A 21,438-nucleotide genomic window follows, 5' to 3' on the forward strand; every position below is an offset into this window, starting at 1 on the left:
ATGTGAGAAAAGATTTCGCAACTTGACTGGGTAACGGTTAGGTCACGATTAAAGGGGAACACTGTGCGGGACGAGGACGTCACCAAACCGGGTCAGCCGCCCACGATTGTCGATGTGGCTGCCGAGGCGGGAGTCTCCCGCGCCACCGCATCCCGGGCATTAGGCCGCTATGGGCGCACGTCTGCCGCCACCGTGGCCCGGGTAGAACAGGCCGCGGAGGTACTGGGCTACCGTCCGAACGAGCTTGCGCGCGCAATGCGCGTGGGCGTCACCAAGACCATCGGGCTGGTGATCATTGCTGACTTCACCAACGCCTTCTTTGATCGCGCCACCAAGGCAATCGTTGACGAGGCGAAGAAAAACGGGTACCAGCTGCTCATCACCAACGCCGATGAAGACAGCACCATCGAGCGGCAGGCCATTGAGACGCTGCTCGAAAAACAGGTAGACGGGTTGATCGTCGTCCCGTCCCTGTCGGCGAACTACAAGCACCTCACACCGGCCAAGCTTGGCGGAAAACCAATCGTGCTCATTGACCGCCGCCTCGACTACCCGCCCCTCACCGCCATCACCACGGATGACTTCAGCGGCACGCGGGCAGCCGTGCGCCACGCCATTTCCCTCGGTCACAAGCGGCTGGGCTTTCTCATCACCGCCTCCAGCGTGAAGGGAATGACGGAGCAGCGCCCGAGCGAGCTCATCTCCACCGTGCAGGACCGTACCGAGGGATTTCTGCAGGGCGCCACCGATGCCGGCATCAGGCCCGCAAACCAGCACTGGATCTTCTGCGAAGATAAGCCGGTGCTGTCCGAAGCGGCCGTGGCATCACTTCTTGACCGACCAAACCCGCCCACCATCATCTTCACGTCAAACAACGACATGGCGCTGGCCGTGCTCAAGGTTGCCGGTCATCGCCGACTCACCATCGGACGGGATCTGTCGGTCATCACGGTGGACGATAGCCAGTGGGCAGCCGCCATCGTTCCCGGCATTACCGTGGTCGCGCGTCCGGTCGAAGAAATCGGCCGTCTAGCCGTGACGAAACTCCTCGCCGAGATCGACGAGCCCGGCCAACCAACCGAGCTCGTGGTGCTCCCCACCGAGCTGATCACCCGAGATTCGGTGGCTAACCTGTACCTGAAGGACTACCGCGACAACTAGCGCGTGTCTGTTGCCTCGGCGCAGTAGATTGTGCTCATGACCGAGACAGTCGCCGTAGACGCTGGTGCCACCCCCACGCGCGGGCGGGTGGTGGCCTGGGCCTTCTGGGACTGGGGATCCGCCGCCTTCAATGCGGTCGTCACAACGTTTGTCTTCACCGTGTACCTCACCGGTTCGGCCTTCGGTGATAAGGACATCGTCTCCGCTCAGCTGGGTTGGGCGCTTGCCATCGCCGGGTTTCTGATTGCCGTGCTCGCGCCCATCACCGGGCAGCGCTCCGACACCTCCGGTCGCCGCAAGTTCTGGCTCGGCGTGAACACCTTCGTGGTGGTGGCCATCACGGCGTGCATGTTCTTCGTGGAAGCGAGCCCCAGCGCACTCCTTCTCGGCCTGTTCCTTGTGGCCGCCGGCAACGTGTTCTTCGAGTTTGCCGGGGTGAACTACAACGCCATGCTCGCGCAGGTATCGACCCCGCAAAGCATCGGCCGGGTGAGCGGCTTTGGCTGGGGCATGGGCTATCTCGGCGGCATTGTGCTGCTGCTCATTGTGTACTTCGGCTTCATCAGCCCCGAGGTGGGTTTGTTCGGAGTCACGAGCGAAAACGGGATGGCCGTTCGGGTATCGATGCTCATCTCGGCGGCCTGGTTTGGCCTGTTTGCACTCCCGGTGTTGCTGGGGGTGCCGGAATACCGCGTGCCGAAGGCCGCCCGCCGCGAACGCGTGGGGTTTCTGCGTTCGTACGCGGAGCTCGGTCACGACATTGCGCGCCTCTGGAAGACCAGCCGTCCCACGGTGTACTTTCTGTTGGCCAGTGCCGTTTTTCGTGATGGGCTCGCGGGGGTGTTCACGTTTGGGGGCGTGCTGGCGGCATCCGTTTTCGGATTCTCGGCGGGCGAGGTGATTATTTTTGCCATTGCCGCGAACGTGGTGGCCGGCGTGGCCACCATGAGTGTGGGCGCCCTCGACGATCGACTGGGGGCCAAACCGGTGATTGTCACGGCGCTCATTGGGCTGCTCGTGAGTGGTCTGGTGGTCTTTTTTCTGCACGATGGTGGCCAAATTGTGTTCTGGACAGCCGGACTCGCACTCTGTCTGTTTGTGGGTCCGGCGCAGTCGGCCAGCCGCACGTTTTTGGCCCGGCTCATTCCGCCGGGACGGGAGGGCGAGGTGTTTGGCCTCTATGCCACCACGGGGCGTGCCGTGAGTTTTCTGGCGCCGCTGTCCTTCGCGGTGATGGTGACAATCTCCGGTGAAACCTACTGGGGCATTCTGGGCATCATGCTCGTGCTGCTGCTTGGCCTGCTGCTGTTGCTGCCCGTGAAAGCGCACCAAAAGCAGATTTCCTGACCGGGTGCGAACGACCTGAGTGGCAGCAGGGCGCAGCCTGAGCATCCACTGAGTTGATGCTGTGATCGAGCGAGGCCCGCTGCAGACTGGAAGGATGACACTCTCACAGCTTCAGAAAGCCGAACTGCTGAACGCCCTGCACGTACCCGGTGAGCCGCTCATCGTGACGAACGTCTGGGACGCCATCACCGCGAAGATTGTCTCCGAGGCTCCCGGAGTGAAGGCACTCGCCACGGCGAGCCACTCCATCTCCAACGTTCGCGGTCTGCAAGACGGCGAAGGCCTCACGGTGGACGAGGCCATCATCGCCGCCGGCATCATCGCCCACGCCGTTGATCTGCCCGTCTCCGCCGATTTCGAAAAGGGTTACTCCGACAGCGAGGCCGGCATCACGCGCAACGTGCGTCGCCTGATCGAGGAATCCGGCATTGTGGGCATCAATATTGAGGACTCCATCGGCGCCCCCAAGGCCCCGCAGTACGACATTGCCACTGCGGCCGCCCGCGTGGCCGCCGCCCGCGCCGGTGCCGACCAGAGCGGAATCCCCCTCGTGATCAACGCCCGCGTCGACACGCTCGCCGGTGGCGGCGACTGGGACGAAGCGGTTGCCCGCGCCAACGCCTACCTCGGCGCCGGAGCCGACGTCATCTTCTTCCTCGGCCTCACCGACGAAGACAAGGTGCAGCGCGCCCTGGAGCAGGTAAACGGTCGCATTTCCGTGATCGGCGCTCCCGGCCTCGTGCCGCTCGCCCGCCTGGCCGAGCTCGGCATCTCCCGGGTGAGCTTCGGACCGGGCACGCTCGGTCTCACGCTCGCCGCGCTGCAGAACGCCGCCACGAACCTCACCGCGCTCGGCGAATACCCCGCTGAGCTCGGCTTTAAGTTCGAGCTCTAAACTCCGCAGCACACACGTGGCGGTCGCACACCCGGCCACGTGACCCAAGGCGAGTGGATGCCCCAACCTGGTTGGGGCATCCACTCGCCTATTTTCAGTGGATGCGCGTGGCCTCGTTGTGCTCAATCAGCAGCCAGGTGGCGCCCTCGTCGGAGGACACCCAGCCCTCCCACTTGTAGGAGTTGGCCGTAATTGACGTGAAGTTCCAGCGGATCGGTTTGCCGTCGGTGCGCGTTCCATCCTGGCGAATCCCCAGCCGATACGGGGTGGCCACGAGGTGGCAGTACTCCCCCAGGGTGGGCGCGAAATAACTCACGCGCCAGGCACCGGCGAGGGCGTCATAGACCCGAATCGCGGTCGCGACGGTTTCGCGGCCGGCCGGGTGTGCGTCGTTCGTTTCGATCTCGATGTCTTGCACGGCACGGCCGTCGAGGATGAACGCCATCTGCCACACGAAGGTGCGCTCGGACCACTCGCCGGTCTCCTCGTTGAGCCGGCTTCCCTTGGCCGCCCAGGAGCCCACGAGTCGTCCGAATCGTTTCATGCGTTCCGGGTACTCGGGTGTCGCTTCGGGCACGATCAGGGCGTCTGCGAAGGGCGGAATGGGCGTGGCGGTCATGCCACGATTTTACCGGGTGAACGTTACCTGCGTATGAACGCCGGTGGCGCATCGAGGCAGCAGGCAAAATAGAGTCGCTGTGCCCGGTGTGATGGTGGCGGCTTGGGTTTACACTCCAAGCATCACAGGGCTCTCAACCCAGGGAGATTCATGGCAGGACAGAATTTTCTGGACCGGTTTCGCCCGGTGGGCGCGCCCGGAGCAGCGGGTGCGGTCGGTGTTCCGGCCACGGACGTGCTCGGCCCCGCCGTGGAGCTGGCGCCGGTTTTCGCCGCCCTCGCCGCCGATCTGGCCGCATGCCAGACGCTCGTGCAGGAAGCCGAACGTGACGCCGCGGCTGCGGTTGCGAAGGCCTCGGACCGCGCCACGGCACTCGTGGCCGAGGCCAGACTGAACACCGGTGCCGACCAGGCACGTGCTGCAGCACACATCGTGCAGACCGAGGCCGAAGCGGATGCCCGCGTGCTCGCGGCGGCTCACGCCAGGGCCACGTCGCTCGGAGTTGCCGGCGATGCCCGACTATCGGTTGCCGCACAGCGGGTTCTCACCACCATGCTGAGCGAACAGCTGGCCGCACAATGAATCGGGCGCAGGGGGAAACCTGCCGGGCAATGAAAACGGCCAGACAATGAAAACGGCCAGTCGATGAAGTCTGACTGGGTGGCCGCGTCGGTGCGGGCCAGATCACTAGCCGAGCGCCGCGTGGGCGCGGGTGCCTGCCAGCAGATCGCAACGCTGAATGTACTGACCGACCTGAACAGCACGAACAGCACGAACAGCACGAACGACCCCCGCCGCCTGAGCAACGCCCTCGCTCTGCTGGCCGACACGACGTATGGCGCGGGCGTGGCCGGGTGCACGGAGCAGGGTGCTGCCGAACACGCCATCCGCAGCACGGTGCTGTGGCACATTCGAGTGCTCGCGGGCTGGATTCCCGCCACGGGAACGCGGCTGGTGCGCGCGGTGGCTGCCGGCTACGAACGCGACAACATTGTGGCGCTGGCCCACACTCTCGGCACCGGTCAGCCCGCGGGGCAGCCGTTCGAGTTGGGAGCGTTGGCAACGGCATGGCCTCGGTTGCGGGAGGCGACATCCGTTTCGGAACTGGATGCGGCACTGCGCACCTCGCCGTGGGCCTACTCCAACGCAGGTGAGGCTGGCGCGGGTAGCGTCAGCGCGGGCGATTCCAACACGGGTGAGACCAGCACCCCCGCTGACCGAGACGTTCTCACCCTCGTCTGGCTCACTCGCATTGCTGCGGTTGCGGGGGCCGCTCGGCCGTGGGCGGAGGCTGCCGCAGGGCTACTCGTGGCACGAATGCTGCTCGTGGACCAGACCCCGGCCTCGCCGCGCCTGTGTGCGGTTGCCCGGCCGCTGCTCGGACGAGCATGGGAGCGTGCTGGAACCCTTGCTGATCTTCGGGCGAGCCTGCCCCGGGGGGCGCGCGACGCTCTGCGCCACACCGAGGGACCGCTCGATCTGTGGCGATCGGAGGCCAGGCTGCGGGCAAGGGTGGAGGCCGAGGGGTTCCGTCTTTTGCGGGGCGCCATGCCGGGACCAGACATTGTTCTCGGGGGTATAGCGGTGCTCGCGATGGACGCGTGGCGCGTACGGGCCGCCCTCTCGGCGGCGGCTGCAGGCATCGGTCACAGCGAGGTGCTCGATGCCCTGGCGTGAGTCGCTCAGTCCCGTGCAGATGACGCGAGTGGCCATTGTGGCCCCCGAAAACCGGCGTGAGGCCGCTCTGCGTGCGGTCGCTCACACCGCCGCGGTTGAGCTCGAGCTACCCGCCCCGGTGGGTGTGGGCCCCGAGGAGATTCTGCGCGCGGCGAAGGCGGCCGTGGTGTCCGGCCCAACTGCGGGCTGGGTGGGCTGGACCCCCGCGCGGGAACTCGCCGCACTCACCCAGGCGCTTGAGCCACTGGGTGCAGCCGTGGTTCCGCTGGCTCGTCCGCGCGGCGTGCAACCTCCAACGCTGCTCACCGGAACTGGCACCAGAACCGGCCGGGTGTCGCGCAGTCTCGTGGACACCTACGGAACCGTCCCCTACGCCGACGTAGACCCGTCACGGTTAGCAGGCCTTGCCTACATCGTCATGTTCGGCATGATGTTTGGCGACCTGGGACACGGGGCTATTCTGCTCGGTATCGGACTCCTCCTGCGCACGGGAAAAATCACCCGGCTGAAACGACTGCGCACAACGTGGCTCTTTGTGACCGGTGCCGGTCTCACCTCCATGTTCTTTGGGCTGCTGTACGGCGAGGCGTTTGGACCCACCGGACTCATCCCTGTGCTGTGGTTGAACCCATTGGAAAACCCCATCCCCCTGCTCGTGACCGCCCTCGTCTTCGGAGCCGTTCTTCTGGCCGGCGCCTACGCGCTCGGCACGATCAACCGCGTGCGTGAGGGCGGCTGGGGGTATGCGCTGTATGCCAGTTCCGGGCTGGCCGGCTCCGCCCTATTTCTCGCGGTCGGCCTCCTCACGTGGGGGCTCCTCGCCAACCAGAGTGCGCTGATCGGCCTGGCCGCCGTGCTCGGGGCGGCGGCTCTCGGGTTCATCTTCGTCGGGTACTTTGTGGATGCCGGTGGTGGCGCAACGGGGGTTGCTCAGGCCGCCATCGAACTCATTGACACGGTGATTCGGCTCGGCTCTAATCTGGTCTCCTTTGCCCGGCTCGCCGCCTTCGGTCTGACGCACGCGGCGCTGCTGGCGGTGGTCTGGGCCGGAACCACCGCACTGTGGGCCCCGGATTGGCGGGCCGTCGCCGCCATTGCGGTGTTCCTGGTGGGCAATGCACTCACCTTCGCTCTCGAGGCTCTGGTGGCCGCAATTCAGGCGCTTCGGCTCGAGTACTACGAGCTTTTTTCCCGAATCTTTCAGTCCGAAGGACGTGCCTTCCAGGCCTGGTCACCGCTCCGTGCCGAGGAATCGACCGACGTGTCGACCGACGGCATCCGCTCTCCCACTCGTGAAACCGAAAGGCGTGCGTCGTGAACATTTGGCTCGGCACGATCCCCATTTTTCTTCTGGCCACGGCCGGGGCCGTTGTGCTTCTGCAACGTCGACGCCGGTCGGGGCTCACCCTGCTCGTGGTGGTGAATGTCGCCATCATGGCGGGCGCCCTCGCGCTCGTGACGGTGGCGCTCACGGCGGGTCCGGCGAGCGCCGCCACCGAGATGGCCACCGCCCCACCCACGGGCAGTGGCGGGTCCGCGCTCATTGCCGCCGCCATTGCCGTGGCGGGGTCGTCAATTGGTGCCTCGTTTGCCGTTGCCTACACGGGGTCGGCGGCGCTGGCCGCCATGAGCGAACGACCGGAGATTTTCGGCCGGGCCATGGTGGTGGTGGGGTTGGCAGAAGGAATCGCCATTTACGGCCTGATTATCGCCATCATTCTCATCGGAAAAGCCTGAGGCGTGCTCACCATGTCGACTGTTGTGGCTGCGCTCGGTGAACGAGTGCTGATCGACGGCTTCGCCCTCGCCGGGGTGCGCCTCTATTCTGCCGAAACCGATGACGAGGTGCGTCGTGTCTGGGCGACGCTGCTCGGCCAGACCGGCCTCGTCATTGTGACCCCACACGCAGCACGGGCATTGGGCGCCGCCATCACCGATCCGCACGCGCCGCTCACCGCCGTGCTGCCGTCGGTGCTGCCATCGGTGCTGCTCAAGGAGTTGCCGTCGTGACCGGGCTTCCCGCAGAAGTCGACGCCACCCTCGCCCCCGTGCGGGCCGCGCTTCTGGCCGCCGCGCAGGCGAGAGCCGCGGAGATTCGCCAGATGGCCGAGGAGCAGGCCACGGGCATCCTCGCGGCGGCGCGTGCCGAGGCTCACACCATTCGCGCCAAAGCCACCGCAGCCGGCGAGTCGACCGGTCGGTCGGAGGCCGCGCTGCAATCGGCTCGCTCTCGCCGACAGGCCCATGAGCTGGTGCTGGCCGAGCAAAACCGCCTTCTGCTGGAGCTGCGTTACCGCGTTACCGCATCCGCGACGGCGCTCCGCACCGACCCCCGCTACGCGTCGCTCCAAACTCGACTGGCCGAACGCGCCCGCAGCACCCTCGGAGCGGATGCCGTAATCACCGAAAGTGCCGATGGCGGCAGTCTCGCGCACCTCGGGTCCCGGCGGCTTGACCTGTCCCTGCCCACTCTGGCGCTCGGCACCCTGAACGCCATGGCGGCAGAGCTCAGCACCCTCTGGGGCTCGGAATGACGAGGCGGCGCGGCACCGTCGTGCGGGTAAGTGGTCCGCTGGTGCAGGTGGAGGGTCTCGACGACCTGTCCATGCTGGAGATCGTGGCCCTTGGCCCCAATCGCATCAGCGCCGAAACCGTGGCCATTCGGGGTGACCTCTGCACGCTTCAGGCTTACGAATATACGGGGGGACTGAAGGTGGGCGATATCGCGGCCGCTCTCGACGGCCCCCTCACCGGGCTGTTGGGGCCGGGCATGCTCGGGCAGGCTTTCGATGGGCTGCTGCGACCGCTGTCCTCTGCGCCACTGTGGCTTCAGCCACACCGCTTGGGAACACAGCCGTCGGAAGTACAGCCGTCGGAAGCACAGCCCGCGGCATCCGCTTACGATTCCGCCACCCTTGCTCGAGAGTGGACCTTTGTGCCGGCCGTGACCGTGGGCGATACCGTGGCTCCGGGGCAGGTTCTCGGTACCGTTCCCCACTCGGGCGCTGTGGAACACCGCGTGCTGGTGCCGCCGGGGGTTGCCGGAATCGTGACCGGGTTGGCGCCGCCGGGCACCCTGCACGCCCTCGATACCGTCGCCACGGTGGGCGAGGTCGATGTGCCGCTGGCGGAGTCGTGGCCCATTCGCACCCCGCGCCCCTTTCGGGACCGACCGCCAGGCATCGTGCCCCTGCACACCGGCCAGCGCGTGCTGGACCTGATGTATCCGCTCGCCCGCGGTGCTGCCGCCGCCGTGCCTGGCGGGTTCGGCACCGGAAAGACCATGCTGTTGCAACAGATTGCCAAGTGGAGTGCTGCCGACGTGATCGTTTACGTGGGCTGCGGCGAGCGCGGCAACGAGATGGCGGATGTGCTCGACGGGCTGGCGACGCTCGTGGACGAACGCACGGGCGGCAGGCTGATTGATCGCACGGTGATCATTGCGAACACGTCGAACATGCCCATGATGGCGCGTGAGGCCAGCATTTACAGCGGTATCTGCGTGGCTGAGTACTACCGGGATATGGGCTACGACGTGGTGCTGATCGCCGACTCCACCTCACGGTGGGCGGAGGCGCTGCGCGAGTTCGCGAACCGCAACGGCGACCTTCCCGCCGAGGAGGGGTACCCGGCCAGCCTCGCCTCGGCGTTGGCCGCCTTCTATGAACGGGCGGGCCGCGTGACAACGCTCGGCGGCCCGATCGCCTCGGTCACCGTGATCGGGGCCGTTTCCCCGCCCGGGGGCGACATGACCGAGCCGGTCACGACCGACACGCAACGATTCATCCGCTCACTGTGGCTACTCGACCGTGATCTTGCCTATTCACGGCACTATCCGGCGGTGAGTTGCACCGGCTCCTTCGCGCGAGACTCGGAGGCGCTGGGCCTCTGGCATGCGGCCAACGGTGACCCGCGGTGGGGCGAGCGGCGGGCCCGGGCCGCGGCCCTGCTCGCCGAGGCCGACAGGTTGGGCGAGCTGGCGGAGATCATTGGCACCAACTCTCTTCCCGGCCATGAGCGCATGGTTCTCCTCGGCGGGCGATTACTGCGGGACGGCGTCCTGATGCAGAACGCACTCAGCGGCAACGATGGTTTCTGTTCGGCGGAGAAGGGGGCAGCGCTGCTGGATCTGGTTTTACAGGTTGTGGATGCGTGTCAGCAACGCATTGAGAGTGGCGTTCCGGCCACGGTGATCGAGCAGATGGACCTGCGGCCGGTGCTGCGTGCGCGAGAAGACGTGGGGCCAGCGGATGCCGCCGGTGTGGCTGACCTCGGCGCCTCAATTATTCAGCGAATTCGGGAGGTGTCGTGACGGGTGCCAGAGATCCCGCCGCTGCCGAGCCGGCACCGGCCAGTAACGCGGGTACAGGCCTTGCAGGTGCAGGGACTGCGGGTACAGGCCGGCTGTCGTTCGGCGACGTGCGCGAGCTGCGCGGCCCGTTGGTGGTTCTCGGCGATGTTGAGAACGTGGGCTGGGACGAGTTCGCCACCATCGAGCTGACTCACACCGACCTATCAGACACCGCAAGGACCGACCGGCATGGCCTCGTTCTGGAGGTGGACCACGACATCGTCACGCTGCAGGTTCTGGAAGGCACCGACAACATGGCGCCTGGCTCCATCCGGGTGTGTTTTGCCGGTCAGCCCCTGCAGATTCCCGTGAGTACGGGCTGGCTGGGGCGGGTGTGCAATGGTCGCGGGGAACCGCTGGATGGCGGTCCGCCGGTGACCGGGGCCACGTCCCTCCCCGTCTCTGGCTGGCCACTCAACCCGGTGCACCGGGAACCACCGCAGGAACCCGTTCTCACCGGCGTCTCTGTCATTGATGCTCTGACCACACTGGTGCGGGGCCAGAAACTGCCGATCTTCTCGGTGGCCGGGTTGCCCCACCTCACGCTGGCCACGCAGATTGCGGCGCAGGCTACGTCGGGCGACACCAGCTTTCGGGTGGTCTTTGCCGCCATGGGTCTCACCCACGCCGATATTGCTTACGTGCGCGACCGGCTCGAGCAACGATCGGCGGCCGGCGAGTTGGTGCTGCTGCTGAACGCCGCCGACGATCCGGTGATTGAACGCATCCTGACGCCCCGAATTGCCTTGACGATTGCGGAGCATCTCGCCTACACGGAGGGCAACGACGTGCTCGTGATCATGTCGGACATGACCAGCTACGCCGAGGCTGTGCGCGAGGTGTCTGCCGCCCGCCGAGAAATTCCGGCCCGGCGAGGCTATCCCGGCTACCTCTACAGCGATCTGGCCGGTTTGTATGAGCGGTGCGGTCGCGTGCGCGGGCGGGCTGGTTCGGTGACCATTGTTCCCGTGTTGACGATGCCGGGAGGCGACATCACGCATCCGGTTCCCGACCTCACCGGCTACATCACCGAGGGCCAGATTGTGCTGTCTCCGGAGGCCTACGCTCGCGGGATTTACCCACCCGTCGACGCTCTGTCATCGCTCTCCCGGCTCATGCGCAGCGGAGCCGGTGCCGGTCGAACCCGGGAAGACCACCTTGATGTTGCGGCGCAGCTGCTGGCGGCTCTGGCGCGGGCCGGGCAGGCCGGGGAACTCGCCGAGCTGGTGGGGGCCGACGCGCTGAGTGAGACCGACCGGAGTTACCTCGCCTACCACCAGCTGGTGGAGCGAAACCTGTTCGCTCAGGGACGCGACGAGGTTCGCACCCTGAACGACACGCTCGATCGGGCCTGGTCCGCGCTGGCCGCACTCCCCCGCTCGGAACTCACCATGCTCTCGACCGACCTGCTGCAGAAGTATCTCCCTCCGCGATCGGACGCATCGTGACGGCCACCGGGCGGGCCGGCAAGGTACGCATCGAGCGGCGGTTGGTGACAGCGCGGCACGGGGCCGAGCTGCTCGACCGAAAACAACGCATCCTCTCTGATGAACTCGACCGCTTGCATCTGCACGCCGATAGTGCGCGGCGCCTGTGGGAGCAGCACGCTGCCGAGGCCGCGGTGTGGCTAGGCCGTGCCGTGGCGTTAGACGGCCACGACCTTCTGGCCCAGGCCTCCCCGGCGGACCCCGCCACCGTCATGCTCACCTGGGGAGGTGCCATGGGGGTGAGGTTTCCGGTGGAGGCCACCTGCCAGCTGCCCGACGCACCCCGGGCGGGCGGCAGCTCGGCGCTAGCGTGGGCGTCGGTAACGCACCGCTCCGCCCTCGGCGCCGCCGCCGCGCACGCGGCTGCGCAACGGGCGGTTCTACTGCTCTCGCGGGAGTTGGCTGCCACCCGCACTCGTCAGGCCGCCGTCGAAAACCGGTGGATTCCCCGGTTGGAGCGCGAGCTTCGGGTGATCCGGCAGAGGCTCGAGGAACAGGAGCTTGAGGAGAATCTGCGGGTGCACTGGGCGGCAGAGCATCAGCAGGCCGGTCAGCAGTCGTCGGTGGGCGTGACAGGAGAGGCGGTAACGCGATGAGTGACGTGATCCTCGTGGCGGTCAATGATTCCTCGGCGGCATTTGCGGCGGTGACCGTAGCCATTGAGCACGCCCGACGGTTAGACGCTCGGTTGCACGCGGTGACGGTGATCGAGGGCGGCGAAATGGAACGTCATTTGGCGGCCCACGATCTGCTGGCCGACAAGCGACGAGCAGCAGCGGATGCCGTGTTGCGGCATGTTGCCGTGCGCGGCTCGTCTGCCGGGTTGATGGTGACGGTTCGTCAGCGTTCCGGGCGGGTGGCGGCCGAGATCCTCGAGGAGGCCCATGCTGTGCAGGCCATCATGATCGTTATGGGTCGGGTGGAGCGACCCGGGCACGTCATTCCCTCCATCGGCAGTCACACCCTGCGGGTTCTGGAGTTCACCAGCGTTCCCGTGTTGGTTGTCCCTCTCCCCTGAGTGGGAGCTCATCAGCCCGATTACAGCACAGCAGATGCCCGTGGCCGCCTACTCGGCGCTGGTACCGTCGTCGCCGCGCACGTCGGTGCGGTGAAAGTTCTGGAACGAGCGGCTCGCCGTGGGGCCACGCTGTCCCTGATAGCGGGAGCCGTACTGGCTTGAACCGTAGGGGCGTTCGGAGGGCGAGCTGAGCTGGAAAAAGCACAGCTGTCCGATTTTCATTCCGGGCCAGAGCTTGATCGGCAGTGTCGCCACGTTGCTGAGTTCGAGGGTGACGTGCCCGGTGAAGCCCGGGTCGATGAAGCCGGCGGTGGAGTGTGTGAGCAACCCCAGTCGACCCAGAGAGCTTTTACCTTCGAGGCGGGCAGCAATATCGTCGGGCAGGGTCACCTTTTCGTAGGTGGCACCCAGCACGAACTCGCCCGGATGCAGAATAAACGGTTCGCCCGGCTTCGCTTCAATCAGACGGGTGAGCTCGGGCTGGTCTTCGGCCGGGTCGATATAGGCATACTTGTGATTATCGAAGAGCCGAAAGAAGCCATCAAGTCGCACGTCGATACTCGACGGCTGAATCATGGCGGGGTCGAAGGGGTCGAGACCGATTCGTTCGGCGTCGAGTTGGGCCTTAATATCGCGATCCGAGAGCAGCACGGTGCCAGCCTATAGGCGAGAGCTTGGTAAGCTGACACCGTTCCGGTTGTTGATCACTCACGGTCGGGCGCGCGGATGTAGTTCAATGGTAGAACTTCAGCTTCCCAAGCTGATAGCGCGGGTTCGATTCCCGTCATCCGCTCAGTTGTTATTCGTTTCCTCCGTCAGATCTCAAGGTAATCAAGACTTTCGTCATTCATACCGAGACTGCTCTCCCAATGTATGCAAGTTGCAGTCTTCTTCCGCGGCAAAAGGATTTAGGAAGATAACTGGAAATTTGCATTTCCGAAGCGGGTTTCATCGAAGTAGCTTCAGTCGTGGCGATCGAATGAGTGCGCTGTGTGTCGATGGGTTGAGATTTCACCGGTTGCCGTGAACGTTAGGACACCGCTGCAATAGCTGCCACATGCCGCAGAAGGTCGGTCAGATTTGTGGCCTAGACGTTTGTAAAACTCTAATCTGGCCCGTGGGGGCCCGTAATCTGCGAACCGTACTTCGTGGAGCAGCCCCATCGGAACAGCAATAGGAAGGGGGGATGTCATGGCCGCATCTGGCACCAGAATGACAGCGCTCTCGGTACTCCTCGTAGTGCTCATCCTGACGGGGTGTAGCGATACTTCCGAAAAGGCGAGCCCAGCGATGGGAGATGAGACCCGCCCGGCGGCCACCGCCACAGTTATAGAAGTGACGAGTCTCAGTGCCGGTGCCGGTGCTCCCGTCGCAACCCGCATCTTGGATGCTTGCTCAGTGGACCCCCTCGGCTCGATCAGCAATCCGGACGCCCCCCGGGCCTACTCCTGCTTCGTATCGCGAGCCGCTCTTCTTACTTTCCCACCGGCAGTGCGAGCCTCAGAGGCCGCGTCACTCGTCGACGAAAGCTTCGCCGCACGATCGTGCACGTTATCGTGGCCGCTGGTGACACCGGCAACGCAACCCGCTCTGGACGCGCTGGATGAGGGGGGAGCGGCGCAGCCTGTCCAGGGTGGTTACGACTGCAACGGGCAGCTGGTGAGGGTGACGTTTGGACGGGCCGACAACGCAACTATCAGAAAACAGGTGCAAACCCCTTCCAGCCCGCTGTCCGGCATAGTCGTCTCTGAAGAGCCTCCAATAGGACTGGCCCCTTTGGACAAAGTCCTCGATTCGGGGGACATATTCGTGGCCTTCATCGAAACCAGAGTGAAATACGTCGACACCACAGTATGCAGCCATCTGCGCCTCTGCTGACGGGGTTAACAGGTGACTCGGTCCAAAGTTGCAGAAGCGGCGCCCACTTGACCAAGAAGGCTACACATCAGGTGTACTGAGTCATGAGGTGGCCGAGCTTAACGAACGGGATCTTACGGTCTCGCACCAGGCGTCGAACGAAGTGGATGTTGACGTGCAGGTATTCAGCCGCCTCACGGACGTCTCGGGGCATCGGATTCTGCGGAGAAGAAGTTGGTTTCATATCAAGTTCTTCCAAAGCACTCACGACTAGGACAATTGCCATCCGACCCGACAGAATAGAAATGAGAGCAGGGGGGCGCTCATGACTTTTGATTACTACGTCAAACAGGGCATCGGCCGGCTATTTCGGTGGGCTCCAGCAACCAATCGCCAAGAGCGGTGGGACGACACCTCCAGCACATGGATAAGTGTCGCTCCTTACCTCGCGGACGACATCTTTTCTGGTCGGGTAGATCTGGACCAGATCACTCCCGAGAAGGCAGAACAGGACTACCCGACAGCATTTGGGGAACGTCTATTCCTCACCGTAGACATGATGAATAGGATCCAGGTGGCCATCGCACAGAAGACCACTGTCGAGGAGTTCATCGCCGACTACCCGGTTCCCCTGCCCGAACGGGCCGCCGTGGAGAAGTTCTACGCTGACCTCCAGAAAGAAATGTCGGAGAGCAAGCTGGCCCCCGGTCAGTTCTGGGACGTCTCCTCTGAGTGGAGCTAATTCAGAAGCTGAAAGTGGTCAGTCTCGCCACCCAGCCACGACTGCCCCCTAAGGAGCGGCTCATCTTCCAATCTGATAGCGCGGGTTCGATTCCCGTCATCCGCTCAGTTGGTACTCGTTCCCTCCTCGACCTCAGTCGAGTTCGAACACTAGGCGCAGTGCCTGGTTGATCTCGTCGAGTTCCGCGCGCGTGACTCTCCCCACAAATTCACCGAGCCGTTCGGGCGCTACCGTGATGGTCTGCTCCACAAGCACCTGCGTCGTGTCGAGACCGATCGTAATTGTGGGTCGAAAACTGCGCGGCATCGACGAGCGCGAGGTGGGAGCGACCAGCGTGGTTGACAGCAGAAGGTCATCGGACTGCAAAATTACGGCGAACCGCGCACCCGACTGTTCATTCCCTCGGGTGTCCCGCGGAGCCGGGAGGCGATGGATGTCACCGCGCACGCAGGGCCTCGGTTTCGCTCAGCACCTGGCGGGCCTCAGCGAGGTCGTTCTCGTTGTGGGCGGCCTCGAACGATTCGGCGCGCATGCGTTCTCGCCGGCGAAGTCGAACGGCATCCACCAGAGCCTGGCGGATTGCGACGGAGACCGTCGAACCGTCGGCGGTCAGCTCCGCAAGCGCCCGGTCACTCGCGTCATCGGTTCTGAAATTCACAACAGCCATATCCAAGTTTATCGCGACATGTAAGACAAAGCCACTACACGGATGCGCCGTTGCGCGTCGAGCAGGGCGGTGGCACGCTGAGCGCATGGATGGTGAACAGCCGGTGGAACGCATCGAGGTGTACGAGACCGGAGTCACCAAGGCGCGAGGCTTCATGCTTGACGGTGAACTTCATGGCGAGTGGGAGTGGTTTCGCCTCGACGGATCCCGCATGCGCACCGGCTCGTTCAATCGTGGCGTACAAACAGGCCTCTGGTGCACCTATGACCGAGACGGCAGGCTCGTGAAAGAGAGCCGGTTCAGCTAGAACGAGCCTGATCTGACGTGCCGTCTTCTTCTAGAAGGGGGCGTCGGTGGGGAAGGTGATGGGTTGGGTCCAGGGGTTGAGGTAGGGCGCCTTTTCTGGGGGTGAGGTGAGTTCTGGCGGGAGGACCGGGGGCCGGAGCCTGCTGGCGGGGTGGGTGGCGTAGTGTTTGCCGGCGGGGCTGGTCCAGGTGAGGGTGCCGGTGGTGTCTTGGGTGACGTTCCACCCGGTTTCGTGTTTGATTTTGTGGCTTCGTCGGCAGAGGGCGGCGAGGTTGGTGAAGGTGGTGTCGCCGCCGTGTTGCCAGGCGAGGGTGTGGTCCATGTCGCAGTGCCGGGCGCTTTTGTTGCAGCCCACGAAGCGGCACGTTTCGTCGCGTACTTCGAGGTAGCGGCGCAGGGCTGCCGGGACACGGTAGGTGTCTTTGCCGAAGGAGAGCACGGCACCGGTTTCGGGGTGGATGAGGAGGCGGTGGAACCCGGTGGCGGTGCCGGCGATGCGGCGGGCCGTGTCGGGGTCGATGGGTCCGAACCCTTCGAGCATCGCCGGTTCGTTTCCTTTACCCATGAGGGTGAGTACGGGCACGGTGACGTAAACGTTGCCGGTGACCCCGGCGCCGAGACCGGTGTCGGTGACGCCTTTCAGGAGCAAGTCAACAGCCACGTCGCAGCGTAACTGGGTGAGGGTGCGGTCTTCGTCGGTGGTTTGCAGGCTGCGGGCGAGGGTGTCGATGCGGTCGTTGATCGCGGCCGCATCCTCGTTGGAGAGGGTGAGGTCAAGGTAGGCCATGGCGTCCCGGGCGGGTTGCACGTGCAGGCACCGATCGGTCAGGGCTGTTCGGTGCCGGGCGCGGATACTGTCGGGGTGGGTGAGTTCGCGCACGGTGATGGCTTTTTTCTTTAGTTGCGGGACGGTGAGCGTGGCGGCGTTGGTGAGGACCTCCGTTTCGTAGTCGCCGTGCGACGCATCGGGCAAGGAGAGAGCGTTGTCGATGATCACCTGCGCGTGGCGGTAGCTGATGTCTCCCGCCTGCAGGGCCCGGCGGGTACCGGGCAGAGTGTTTTGTAACACCTCACTTTCGGTAAGGAGGTTGCGGGCGGAACCTTCCGAGATGGTCAGTAACGCCGCCAGTTCCGCCACGAACCCCTCATGCGCTGCGGTGGCATCAGACCACTGAAATTCGCTGAGGTCGTGCGAGCCGTTCGGGCGACCGGTCTGCGCGGTACTGGTGGTCCACAGGTGCGCGCCAGCAATGACAGTGGCACGGGCGGCATGCGCGGAGTTGATGAGGCGGTCAAAGGCCGTGATGCTCTCCAGCAGAATGTTCTGACCCTTATCAATCACCCGCCTCACCCGCGGCACGTCACAGGGCCGAATGTCACCGGTGGTGATCGCCAACTGACCAGGGATCGGCAAACTGGGGATGGTTGGTGCTGGTGGGTCGGGCGGGACAAGTCCCGCGGCATCCTCCTCTGGAGGCACTTCGTCGTTGTTCTCCATAACCCAAGTCAAGCAGGCACCACCGACATTCATGAGAACACCTCATGTACCGACGAGCGGATGCGATGGGAGCGTTCCTGAGGTCGGGTTGCGGGGGTCTCGTTCGGTTGTCGAGCCTGCCGAGACACGACCAACGCAAAAGAGAGCGAAAAGGGGAGCGTTCCGAAGGTTGGCTCGCGGGGTCTCGACAAGCATGACCAGCGGAAAAGAGAGCGAGGCGGGGGCGTTGCGGAGGTTGGCGAGTGGGGTCGCGACAGGAGCAGGGGTCAGGCGGGAGGCTGGTAGGCGGCCAGGGCGTCAGATTGGAAGGCTTGCTGCAGGAGCGGGAGCTCGTTCCAGTCAATGTTGACCACAGATTGCCCACCCGCCGTGCCGGTGCCCAGAGTGGGCAGCGTGAAGAAGTTCACGTCGCCGACACGCACACTGCGCAGCTCCACGCCGAGGCCCGCCACATAAGAAGAGTTGAAGCCGTCATCGACGGCGAGGTAGGGCGCAACAGCTCCAATCAGCGCGCTCACCTTGCCGGGGCTGGTGAGCGTTTCGGCGCTTAAGGCCTGCTTCAGAACGGCCTGAATGAAGATCTGCTGGTTACGCGTGCGTTGAAAGTCCCCATCTTGGAACGCGTAGCGCTCCCGCACAAACGCGAGCGCCTCCGTGCCGTTCACGTGCAGGGTACCCGGCTCGAAATAGTGTCCCTTTAAATGGTAGGAATTGAAGCCAATCGAGTTCTCAATATCGACGCCACCGAGGGCATCTGTCACGCCTGTAAACCCGTCGAAATCGATGATTGCCACGTGGTCCATGCGTACACCGAGCAGACCCTCCACGGTTTCAACGGCCAGGGGCACTCCGCCATAGGAGAGCGCCGCGTTGATCTTCGCCTGTCCATAACCCGGAACCTCGAGCCAGCTGTCGCGCATGATCGACATCACAGATATTTTCGTGCGGTCGGCGGGGATATTCACCACCATCACCGTGTCCGAGCGTTGCCCACTGATGTCATCGATCGAGCCGTTAATCGAACCACGCGTGTCGGTTCCCAGCAGAAGGATGTTCTGTGACTTCGCGGCCTCACCCTCCAGCTCCGCAGGCCGGTTGGCTTCGTTCTCGGGAAAAACCTCGGTGATCTTCTGCGTCTTCGTGTCGAAGGTGCGGGTGAGGTTCCACGCATACGCGCCCGCACCGCCGGCGACGAGTAACACCACTGTCCCCACCGAAATCAGCGCGATTCTCCAGCCCGTGCGTTTTCTGGGCGTCTGAGCTTTTGTCGGTCTCGTCATGGTCATCCCAATCCACTATCAGTCATGCGAGCGGCACCCCACACGACGGGTCGTGCGAGCAACACCGAAAACAGCCGATGTCGACGCACACGGCCGCTTTGTGCGCAAGCACATCAGCCACACGTCCGCGACAGAGGTAAACACCTCAGCCAGCCCCCTGCTCCCCCGACCCGAAGGTCACTGTCACATCTGAGGCGTGGTGCGCGGCCTTGTCGAGGTGAACTACAGACTCATTCAGCCCGTACTCCCCCCACTAAGCCGAGCCTATCGGTTCTCGACTACGCACGATTTTGCTCGATGTTTGTGAGGAAAACGGAACAGCTAGCGAGCAATCACATGCCGCCCGACAGCCCAACGAACGCCAATTTGAGCATCCGTCAGTGTCTTCTGGGGGGTAGACCGTCAGGTATGTGTCAAGATAGCCACGGGGGAAACGGGGCAATCTCGGCGATTTCTCCATGCCAAGCACGACCGGAGGAACACGTGGAGCTCAAGGATTACGTCAGAATCTTGCATAAAAGCTGGATTCTGATACTCGCTTCCGTCCTCTTCGGGATCGCAGCAGCGGCCGGAGCGGCCATCGCCACAACGCCCACATACATCGCAAGTACGCAGCTGTATGTGTCTGTGCAGGCCGCCGACGGCGCCGCCACGGGAGAACTGCTGCAGGGCACGAGCTTCGCCCGTCAAGCCGTGGTCTCCTATGTTGACGTGGTGAATAGCGCGATTGTGCTCGACGAGGTCATTACGGAGTTGAACCTCGACCTGACCGCTGCCGAACTGGCAGAGACCATCACCTCTGCCTCCCCCCTCAACAGTGTGCTTATTGACGTGTCTGTCACGAACAGTGATCCGCAGCTCGCGGCGCAGATCGCCAACTCGGTGGGCCAGAACTTCAGCAAGATCGTCGTCAACCAGCTCGAAAAGCCCAACGGTGAAACAGTCAGCCCCGTTAAGATCGCAACCATTCAGCCGGCCATCATGCCCACCGCGCCGGCCAGCCCCAATGTCCCGCTGAACATCGCTCTCGGACTTCTGGTTGGTTTGGCTGTGGGCCTGGGCCTGGCCGTGCTGCGCAGCGTGCTTGACACCCGCATTCATGCCCTGCATGACATCGAGCTCGTCACCGACTCGCCCATGCTCGGCGGCATCACCAACGACCCCGAGGCCAGGCTGCGCCCCCTCGTGGTGCACTCCGACCCGAAGAACCCGCGTGCGGAGTCGTTCCGAGCGCTGCGCACCAACCTGCAGTTTGTGAACATCGAGGGTGGTCCGCGCAGCTTCGTGGTCACGAGTTCGGTTCCGGGCGAGGGTAAGAGCACAACCTCGGCCAACCTTGCCATCGCCCTCGCCGAAACGGGCGCGCGCGTGGCCCTCATCGATGGCGACCTTCGTCTGCCTCGCGTGGCCGAATACATGGGTGTTGAGGGTGGGGTAGGTCTCACCGACGTGCTCATCGGCCGGGCTGAACTCGCTGATGTGCTGCAGAAGTGGGGCAAGAACAAGCTGTTCGTTCTGCCCAGCGGTCGCGTGCCCCCGAACCCCAGCGAGTTGCTCGGCTCTGCCGCAATGGTGCGCACCCTGGCCGCTCTCACGAGCGAGTTCGACATTGTCGTGATTGACGCCCCTCCCCTGCTCCTCGTAACGGATGCCGCGGTGCTGAGCAAGCTCTGTGGCGGCGCCATCATGGTGGTGGCCTCCGGCCGCACCAAGCGCAATGAACTTGCCAGCGCGGTGAAGGCACTTGAGCGCGCCGGAAGCCGACTCGTGGGTGTGGTTATCACCATGCTGCCCACCAAGGGCCCCGACTCCTATGGCTACGGCCAGTACAGCTACGGCGCAGCCCTGGAAGAGACGAAAACCGCTGCGGCTGCTCCGCCCGCCCGCGCGGGGTTCCGCAAGGCTCGCCGGAGAACCGCATAATGACAAAATTCTCTATTCTCACGGTGTGCTCGGGCAATATCTGTCGGTCGCCGTTGGCCGAACAGCTGTTGCGCACGGGCTTGGCGCCGTGGCCCGAAGTTGCGCTGGCCAGCGCCGGCACCGTCGGCCTCACCGGTGAGGCTATGCCCGCGCAAGCCGCGGACCTGTCTCGTCATTTCGGTGGGGATCCCTCCAACCATGTTGCCCAGCTGCTCACCGAAGAACATTTGGCCACCGCCGATCTGGTGTTCGCGATGTCTCGGGAGCACCGGCGCGCGATTGTGGAGCTCGTGCCCCGCGCCATCCGCTACACATTCACCATTCGCGAATTCGCGCGCCTGGTGAACGACCTCACGGACAATGACCTCGAGGATGCTGCCGCACTGTCGGTAGACGACGTCGTGGGGCGGTTCTCCTCACTGATAGCCCTCGCTGCCTCCCAGCGCGGTGCCGTGCCGCAGCCCGCGGCACCCGAGGACGATGACGTGATTGACCCGTACCGCCGCAGCGATGAGGTGTACGTTCAGTCCGCCCAGCAGCTTCTACCCGCGGTCAACGCGGTTATTGGCCTGTTCCACCGTGCCGCATCGGTACGTCAGGCCTAGGGGGC

The 21,438-nt window shown here is 64.3% G+C and carries 23 protein-coding genes and 1 tRNA gene; 18 read left to right on the forward strand and 6 right to left on the reverse strand.

Annotation, left to right across the window (positions count from 1 at the left end):
* Nucleotides 1–63 precede the first annotated feature (63 nt).
* The 3 genes from H4V99_RS00460 (at nt 64) to H4V99_RS00470 (ending at nt 3,403) form a co-directional block, all read left to right on the forward strand.
* Entirely contained in the window at nt 64–1,161 is a 1,098-nt protein-coding gene (locus H4V99_RS00460) for a LacI family DNA-binding transcriptional regulator (RefSeq protein ID WP_280674549.1), read from the forward strand.
* Nucleotides 1,162–1,197: 36 nt separating this feature from the next.
* Complete coding sequence (locus H4V99_RS00465) at nt 1,198–2,508, forward strand: MFS transporter (protein ID WP_280674551.1); 1,311 nt, start codon at nt 1,198–1,200, stop codon at nt 2,506–2,508.
* A gap of 94 nt (nt 2,509–2,602) precedes the next feature.
* On the forward strand, nt 2,603–3,403 hold the full coding sequence (locus H4V99_RS00470; protein WP_280674552.1) for an isocitrate lyase/phosphoenolpyruvate mutase family protein: 801 nt from the start codon (nt 2,603–2,605) through the stop codon (nt 3,401–3,403).
* A gap of 94 nt (nt 3,404–3,497) precedes the next feature.
* On the opposite strand, the gene H4V99_RS00475 is transcribed toward H4V99_RS00470, so the two are convergent.
* Complete coding sequence (locus tag H4V99_RS00475) at nt 3,498–4,022, reverse strand: hypothetical protein (protein ID WP_280674554.1); 525 nt, start codon at nt 4,020–4,022, stop codon at nt 3,498–3,500.
* Between the two features lie 150 nt (nt 4,023–4,172).
* On the opposite strand from H4V99_RS00475, the gene H4V99_RS00480 reads away from it, so the two are divergent.
* From H4V99_RS00480 to H4V99_RS00525, 10 genes are all read left to right on the forward strand, one after another.
* Nucleotides 4,173–4,604, forward strand: a complete 432-nt coding sequence (locus H4V99_RS00480) for a hypothetical protein (RefSeq protein WP_280674555.1) — start codon at nt 4,173–4,175, stop codon at nt 4,602–4,604.
* Nucleotides 4,605–4,667: 63 nt separating this feature from the next.
* On the forward strand, nt 4,668–5,699 hold the full coding sequence (locus H4V99_RS00485) for a hypothetical protein (RefSeq protein WP_280674557.1): 1,032 nt from the start codon (nt 4,668–4,670) through the stop codon (nt 5,697–5,699).
* Nucleotides 5,686–7,017, forward strand: coding sequence for a V-type ATPase 116kDa subunit family protein (locus H4V99_RS00490; protein WP_280674558.1), 1,332 nt, complete (start codon nt 5,686–5,688; stop codon nt 7,015–7,017). Before H4V99_RS00485 ends, H4V99_RS00490 begins: the two co-directional genes overlap by 14 nt.
* Nucleotides 7,014–7,436 carry an ATP synthase subunit C gene (locus tag H4V99_RS00495; RefSeq protein ID WP_280674560.1) on the forward strand — a complete coding sequence of 141 codons (423 nt, stop codon included), beginning with the start codon at nt 7,014–7,016 and terminating at the stop codon, nt 7,434–7,436. The genes H4V99_RS00490 and H4V99_RS00495 overlap by 4 nt, the downstream gene beginning before the upstream one ends.
* A gap of 12 nt (nt 7,437–7,448) precedes the next feature.
* On the forward strand, nt 7,449–7,709 hold the full coding sequence (locus H4V99_RS00500; RefSeq protein WP_280674562.1) for a V-type ATP synthase subunit F: 261 nt from the start codon (nt 7,449–7,451) through the stop codon (nt 7,707–7,709).
* The gene (locus tag H4V99_RS00505) at nt 7,706–8,233 is read left to right on the forward strand and encodes a hypothetical protein (RefSeq protein ID WP_280674564.1); all 528 of its coding nucleotides are present in this window, start codon (nt 7,706–7,708) and stop codon (nt 8,231–8,233) included. Before H4V99_RS00500 ends, H4V99_RS00505 begins: the two co-directional genes overlap by 4 nt.
* Nucleotides 8,230–10,011 carry a V-type ATP synthase subunit A gene (locus H4V99_RS00510; RefSeq protein WP_280674565.1) on the forward strand — a complete coding sequence of 594 codons (1,782 nt, stop codon included), beginning with the start codon at nt 8,230–8,232 and terminating at the stop codon, nt 10,009–10,011. Before H4V99_RS00505 ends, H4V99_RS00510 begins: the two co-directional genes overlap by 4 nt.
* Complete coding sequence (locus H4V99_RS00515) at nt 10,008–11,498, forward strand: V-type ATP synthase subunit B (RefSeq protein ID WP_280674567.1); 1,491 nt, start codon at nt 10,008–10,010, stop codon at nt 11,496–11,498. The genes H4V99_RS00510 and H4V99_RS00515 overlap by 4 nt, the downstream gene beginning before the upstream one ends.
* Nucleotides 11,495–12,133 carry a V-type ATP synthase subunit D gene (locus H4V99_RS00520; RefSeq protein WP_280674568.1) on the forward strand — a complete coding sequence of 213 codons (639 nt, stop codon included), beginning with the start codon at nt 11,495–11,497 and terminating at the stop codon, nt 12,131–12,133. The genes H4V99_RS00515 and H4V99_RS00520 overlap by 4 nt, the downstream gene beginning before the upstream one ends.
* Complete coding sequence (locus tag H4V99_RS00525) at nt 12,130–12,555, forward strand: universal stress protein (RefSeq protein WP_280674569.1); 426 nt, start codon at nt 12,130–12,132, stop codon at nt 12,553–12,555. Before H4V99_RS00520 ends, H4V99_RS00525 begins: the two co-directional genes overlap by 4 nt.
* A 48-nt stretch (nt 12,556–12,603) precedes the next feature.
* Here H4V99_RS00525 and dcd read toward each other — a convergent pair whose 3' ends face one another.
* The gene (dcd, locus tag H4V99_RS00530) at nt 12,604–13,206 is read right to left on the reverse strand and encodes a dCTP deaminase (RefSeq protein ID WP_280674570.1); all 603 of its coding nucleotides are present in this window, start codon (nt 13,204–13,206) and stop codon (nt 12,604–12,606) included.
* A gap of 71 nt (nt 13,207–13,277) precedes the next feature.
* Between dcd and H4V99_RS00535 the strand changes: the two genes are divergently transcribed.
* Both H4V99_RS00535 and H4V99_RS00540 read left to right on the forward strand, forming a co-directional pair.
* Nucleotides 13,278–13,348 (forward strand) — tRNA-Gly (locus H4V99_RS00535).
* A 1,389-nt stretch (nt 13,349–14,737) separates the two neighbouring features.
* Nucleotides 14,738–15,154: a hypothetical protein gene (locus H4V99_RS00540; protein WP_280674571.1), complete on the forward strand. Its 417-nt coding sequence runs from the start codon at nt 14,738–14,740 to the stop codon at nt 15,152–15,154.
* Between the two features lie 132 nt (nt 15,155–15,286).
* Here the strand turns inward: H4V99_RS00540 and H4V99_RS00545 are convergent, their stop codons facing one another.
* Nucleotides 15,287–15,601: a type II toxin-antitoxin system PemK/MazF family toxin gene (locus tag H4V99_RS00545; RefSeq protein ID WP_280674573.1), complete on the reverse strand. Its 315-nt coding sequence runs from the start codon at nt 15,599–15,601 to the stop codon at nt 15,287–15,289.
* Nucleotides 15,591–15,821, reverse strand: a complete 231-nt coding sequence (locus H4V99_RS00550; protein ID WP_280674574.1) for a hypothetical protein — start codon at nt 15,819–15,821, stop codon at nt 15,591–15,593. Before H4V99_RS00550 ends, H4V99_RS00545 begins: the two co-directional genes overlap by 11 nt.
* An 85-nt stretch (nt 15,822–15,906) precedes the next feature.
* On the opposite strand from H4V99_RS00550, the gene H4V99_RS00555 reads away from it, so the two are divergent.
* Entirely contained in the window at nt 15,907–16,128 is a 222-nt protein-coding gene (locus H4V99_RS00555) for a hypothetical protein (protein ID WP_280674576.1), read from the forward strand.
* Nucleotides 16,129–16,158: 30 nt separating this feature from the next.
* On the opposite strand, the gene H4V99_RS00560 is transcribed toward H4V99_RS00555, so the two are convergent.
* Nucleotides 16,159–17,625: an HNH endonuclease signature motif containing protein gene (locus H4V99_RS00560; RefSeq protein WP_280674578.1), complete on the reverse strand. Its 1,467-nt coding sequence runs from the start codon at nt 17,623–17,625 to the stop codon at nt 16,159–16,161.
* A 266-nt stretch (nt 17,626–17,891) separates the two neighbouring features.
* Entirely contained in the window at nt 17,892–18,905 is a 1,014-nt protein-coding gene (locus H4V99_RS00565; protein WP_280674580.1) for an LCP family protein, read from the reverse strand.
* Nucleotides 18,906–19,388: 483 nt separating this feature from the next.
* On the opposite strand from H4V99_RS00565, the gene H4V99_RS00570 reads away from it, so the two are divergent.
* Both H4V99_RS00570 and H4V99_RS00575 read left to right on the forward strand, forming a co-directional pair.
* Nucleotides 19,389–20,828: a polysaccharide biosynthesis tyrosine autokinase gene (locus tag H4V99_RS00570; RefSeq protein WP_280674582.1), complete on the forward strand. Its 1,440-nt coding sequence runs from the start codon at nt 19,389–19,391 to the stop codon at nt 20,826–20,828.
* Nucleotides 20,828–21,433 (forward strand): low molecular weight phosphatase family protein, encoded by a 606-nt coding sequence (locus tag H4V99_RS00575; RefSeq protein ID WP_280674584.1) that lies wholly within the window; start codon nt 20,828–20,830, stop codon nt 21,431–21,433. Before H4V99_RS00570 ends, H4V99_RS00575 begins: the two co-directional genes overlap by 1 nt.
* The last annotated feature ends 5 nt before the right edge of the window (nt 21,434–21,438 follow it).

The organism is Cryobacterium sp. CG_9.6 (assembly GCF_029893365.1).
Lineage (GTDB): Bacteria > Actinomycetota > Actinomycetes > Actinomycetales > Microbacteriaceae > Cryobacterium.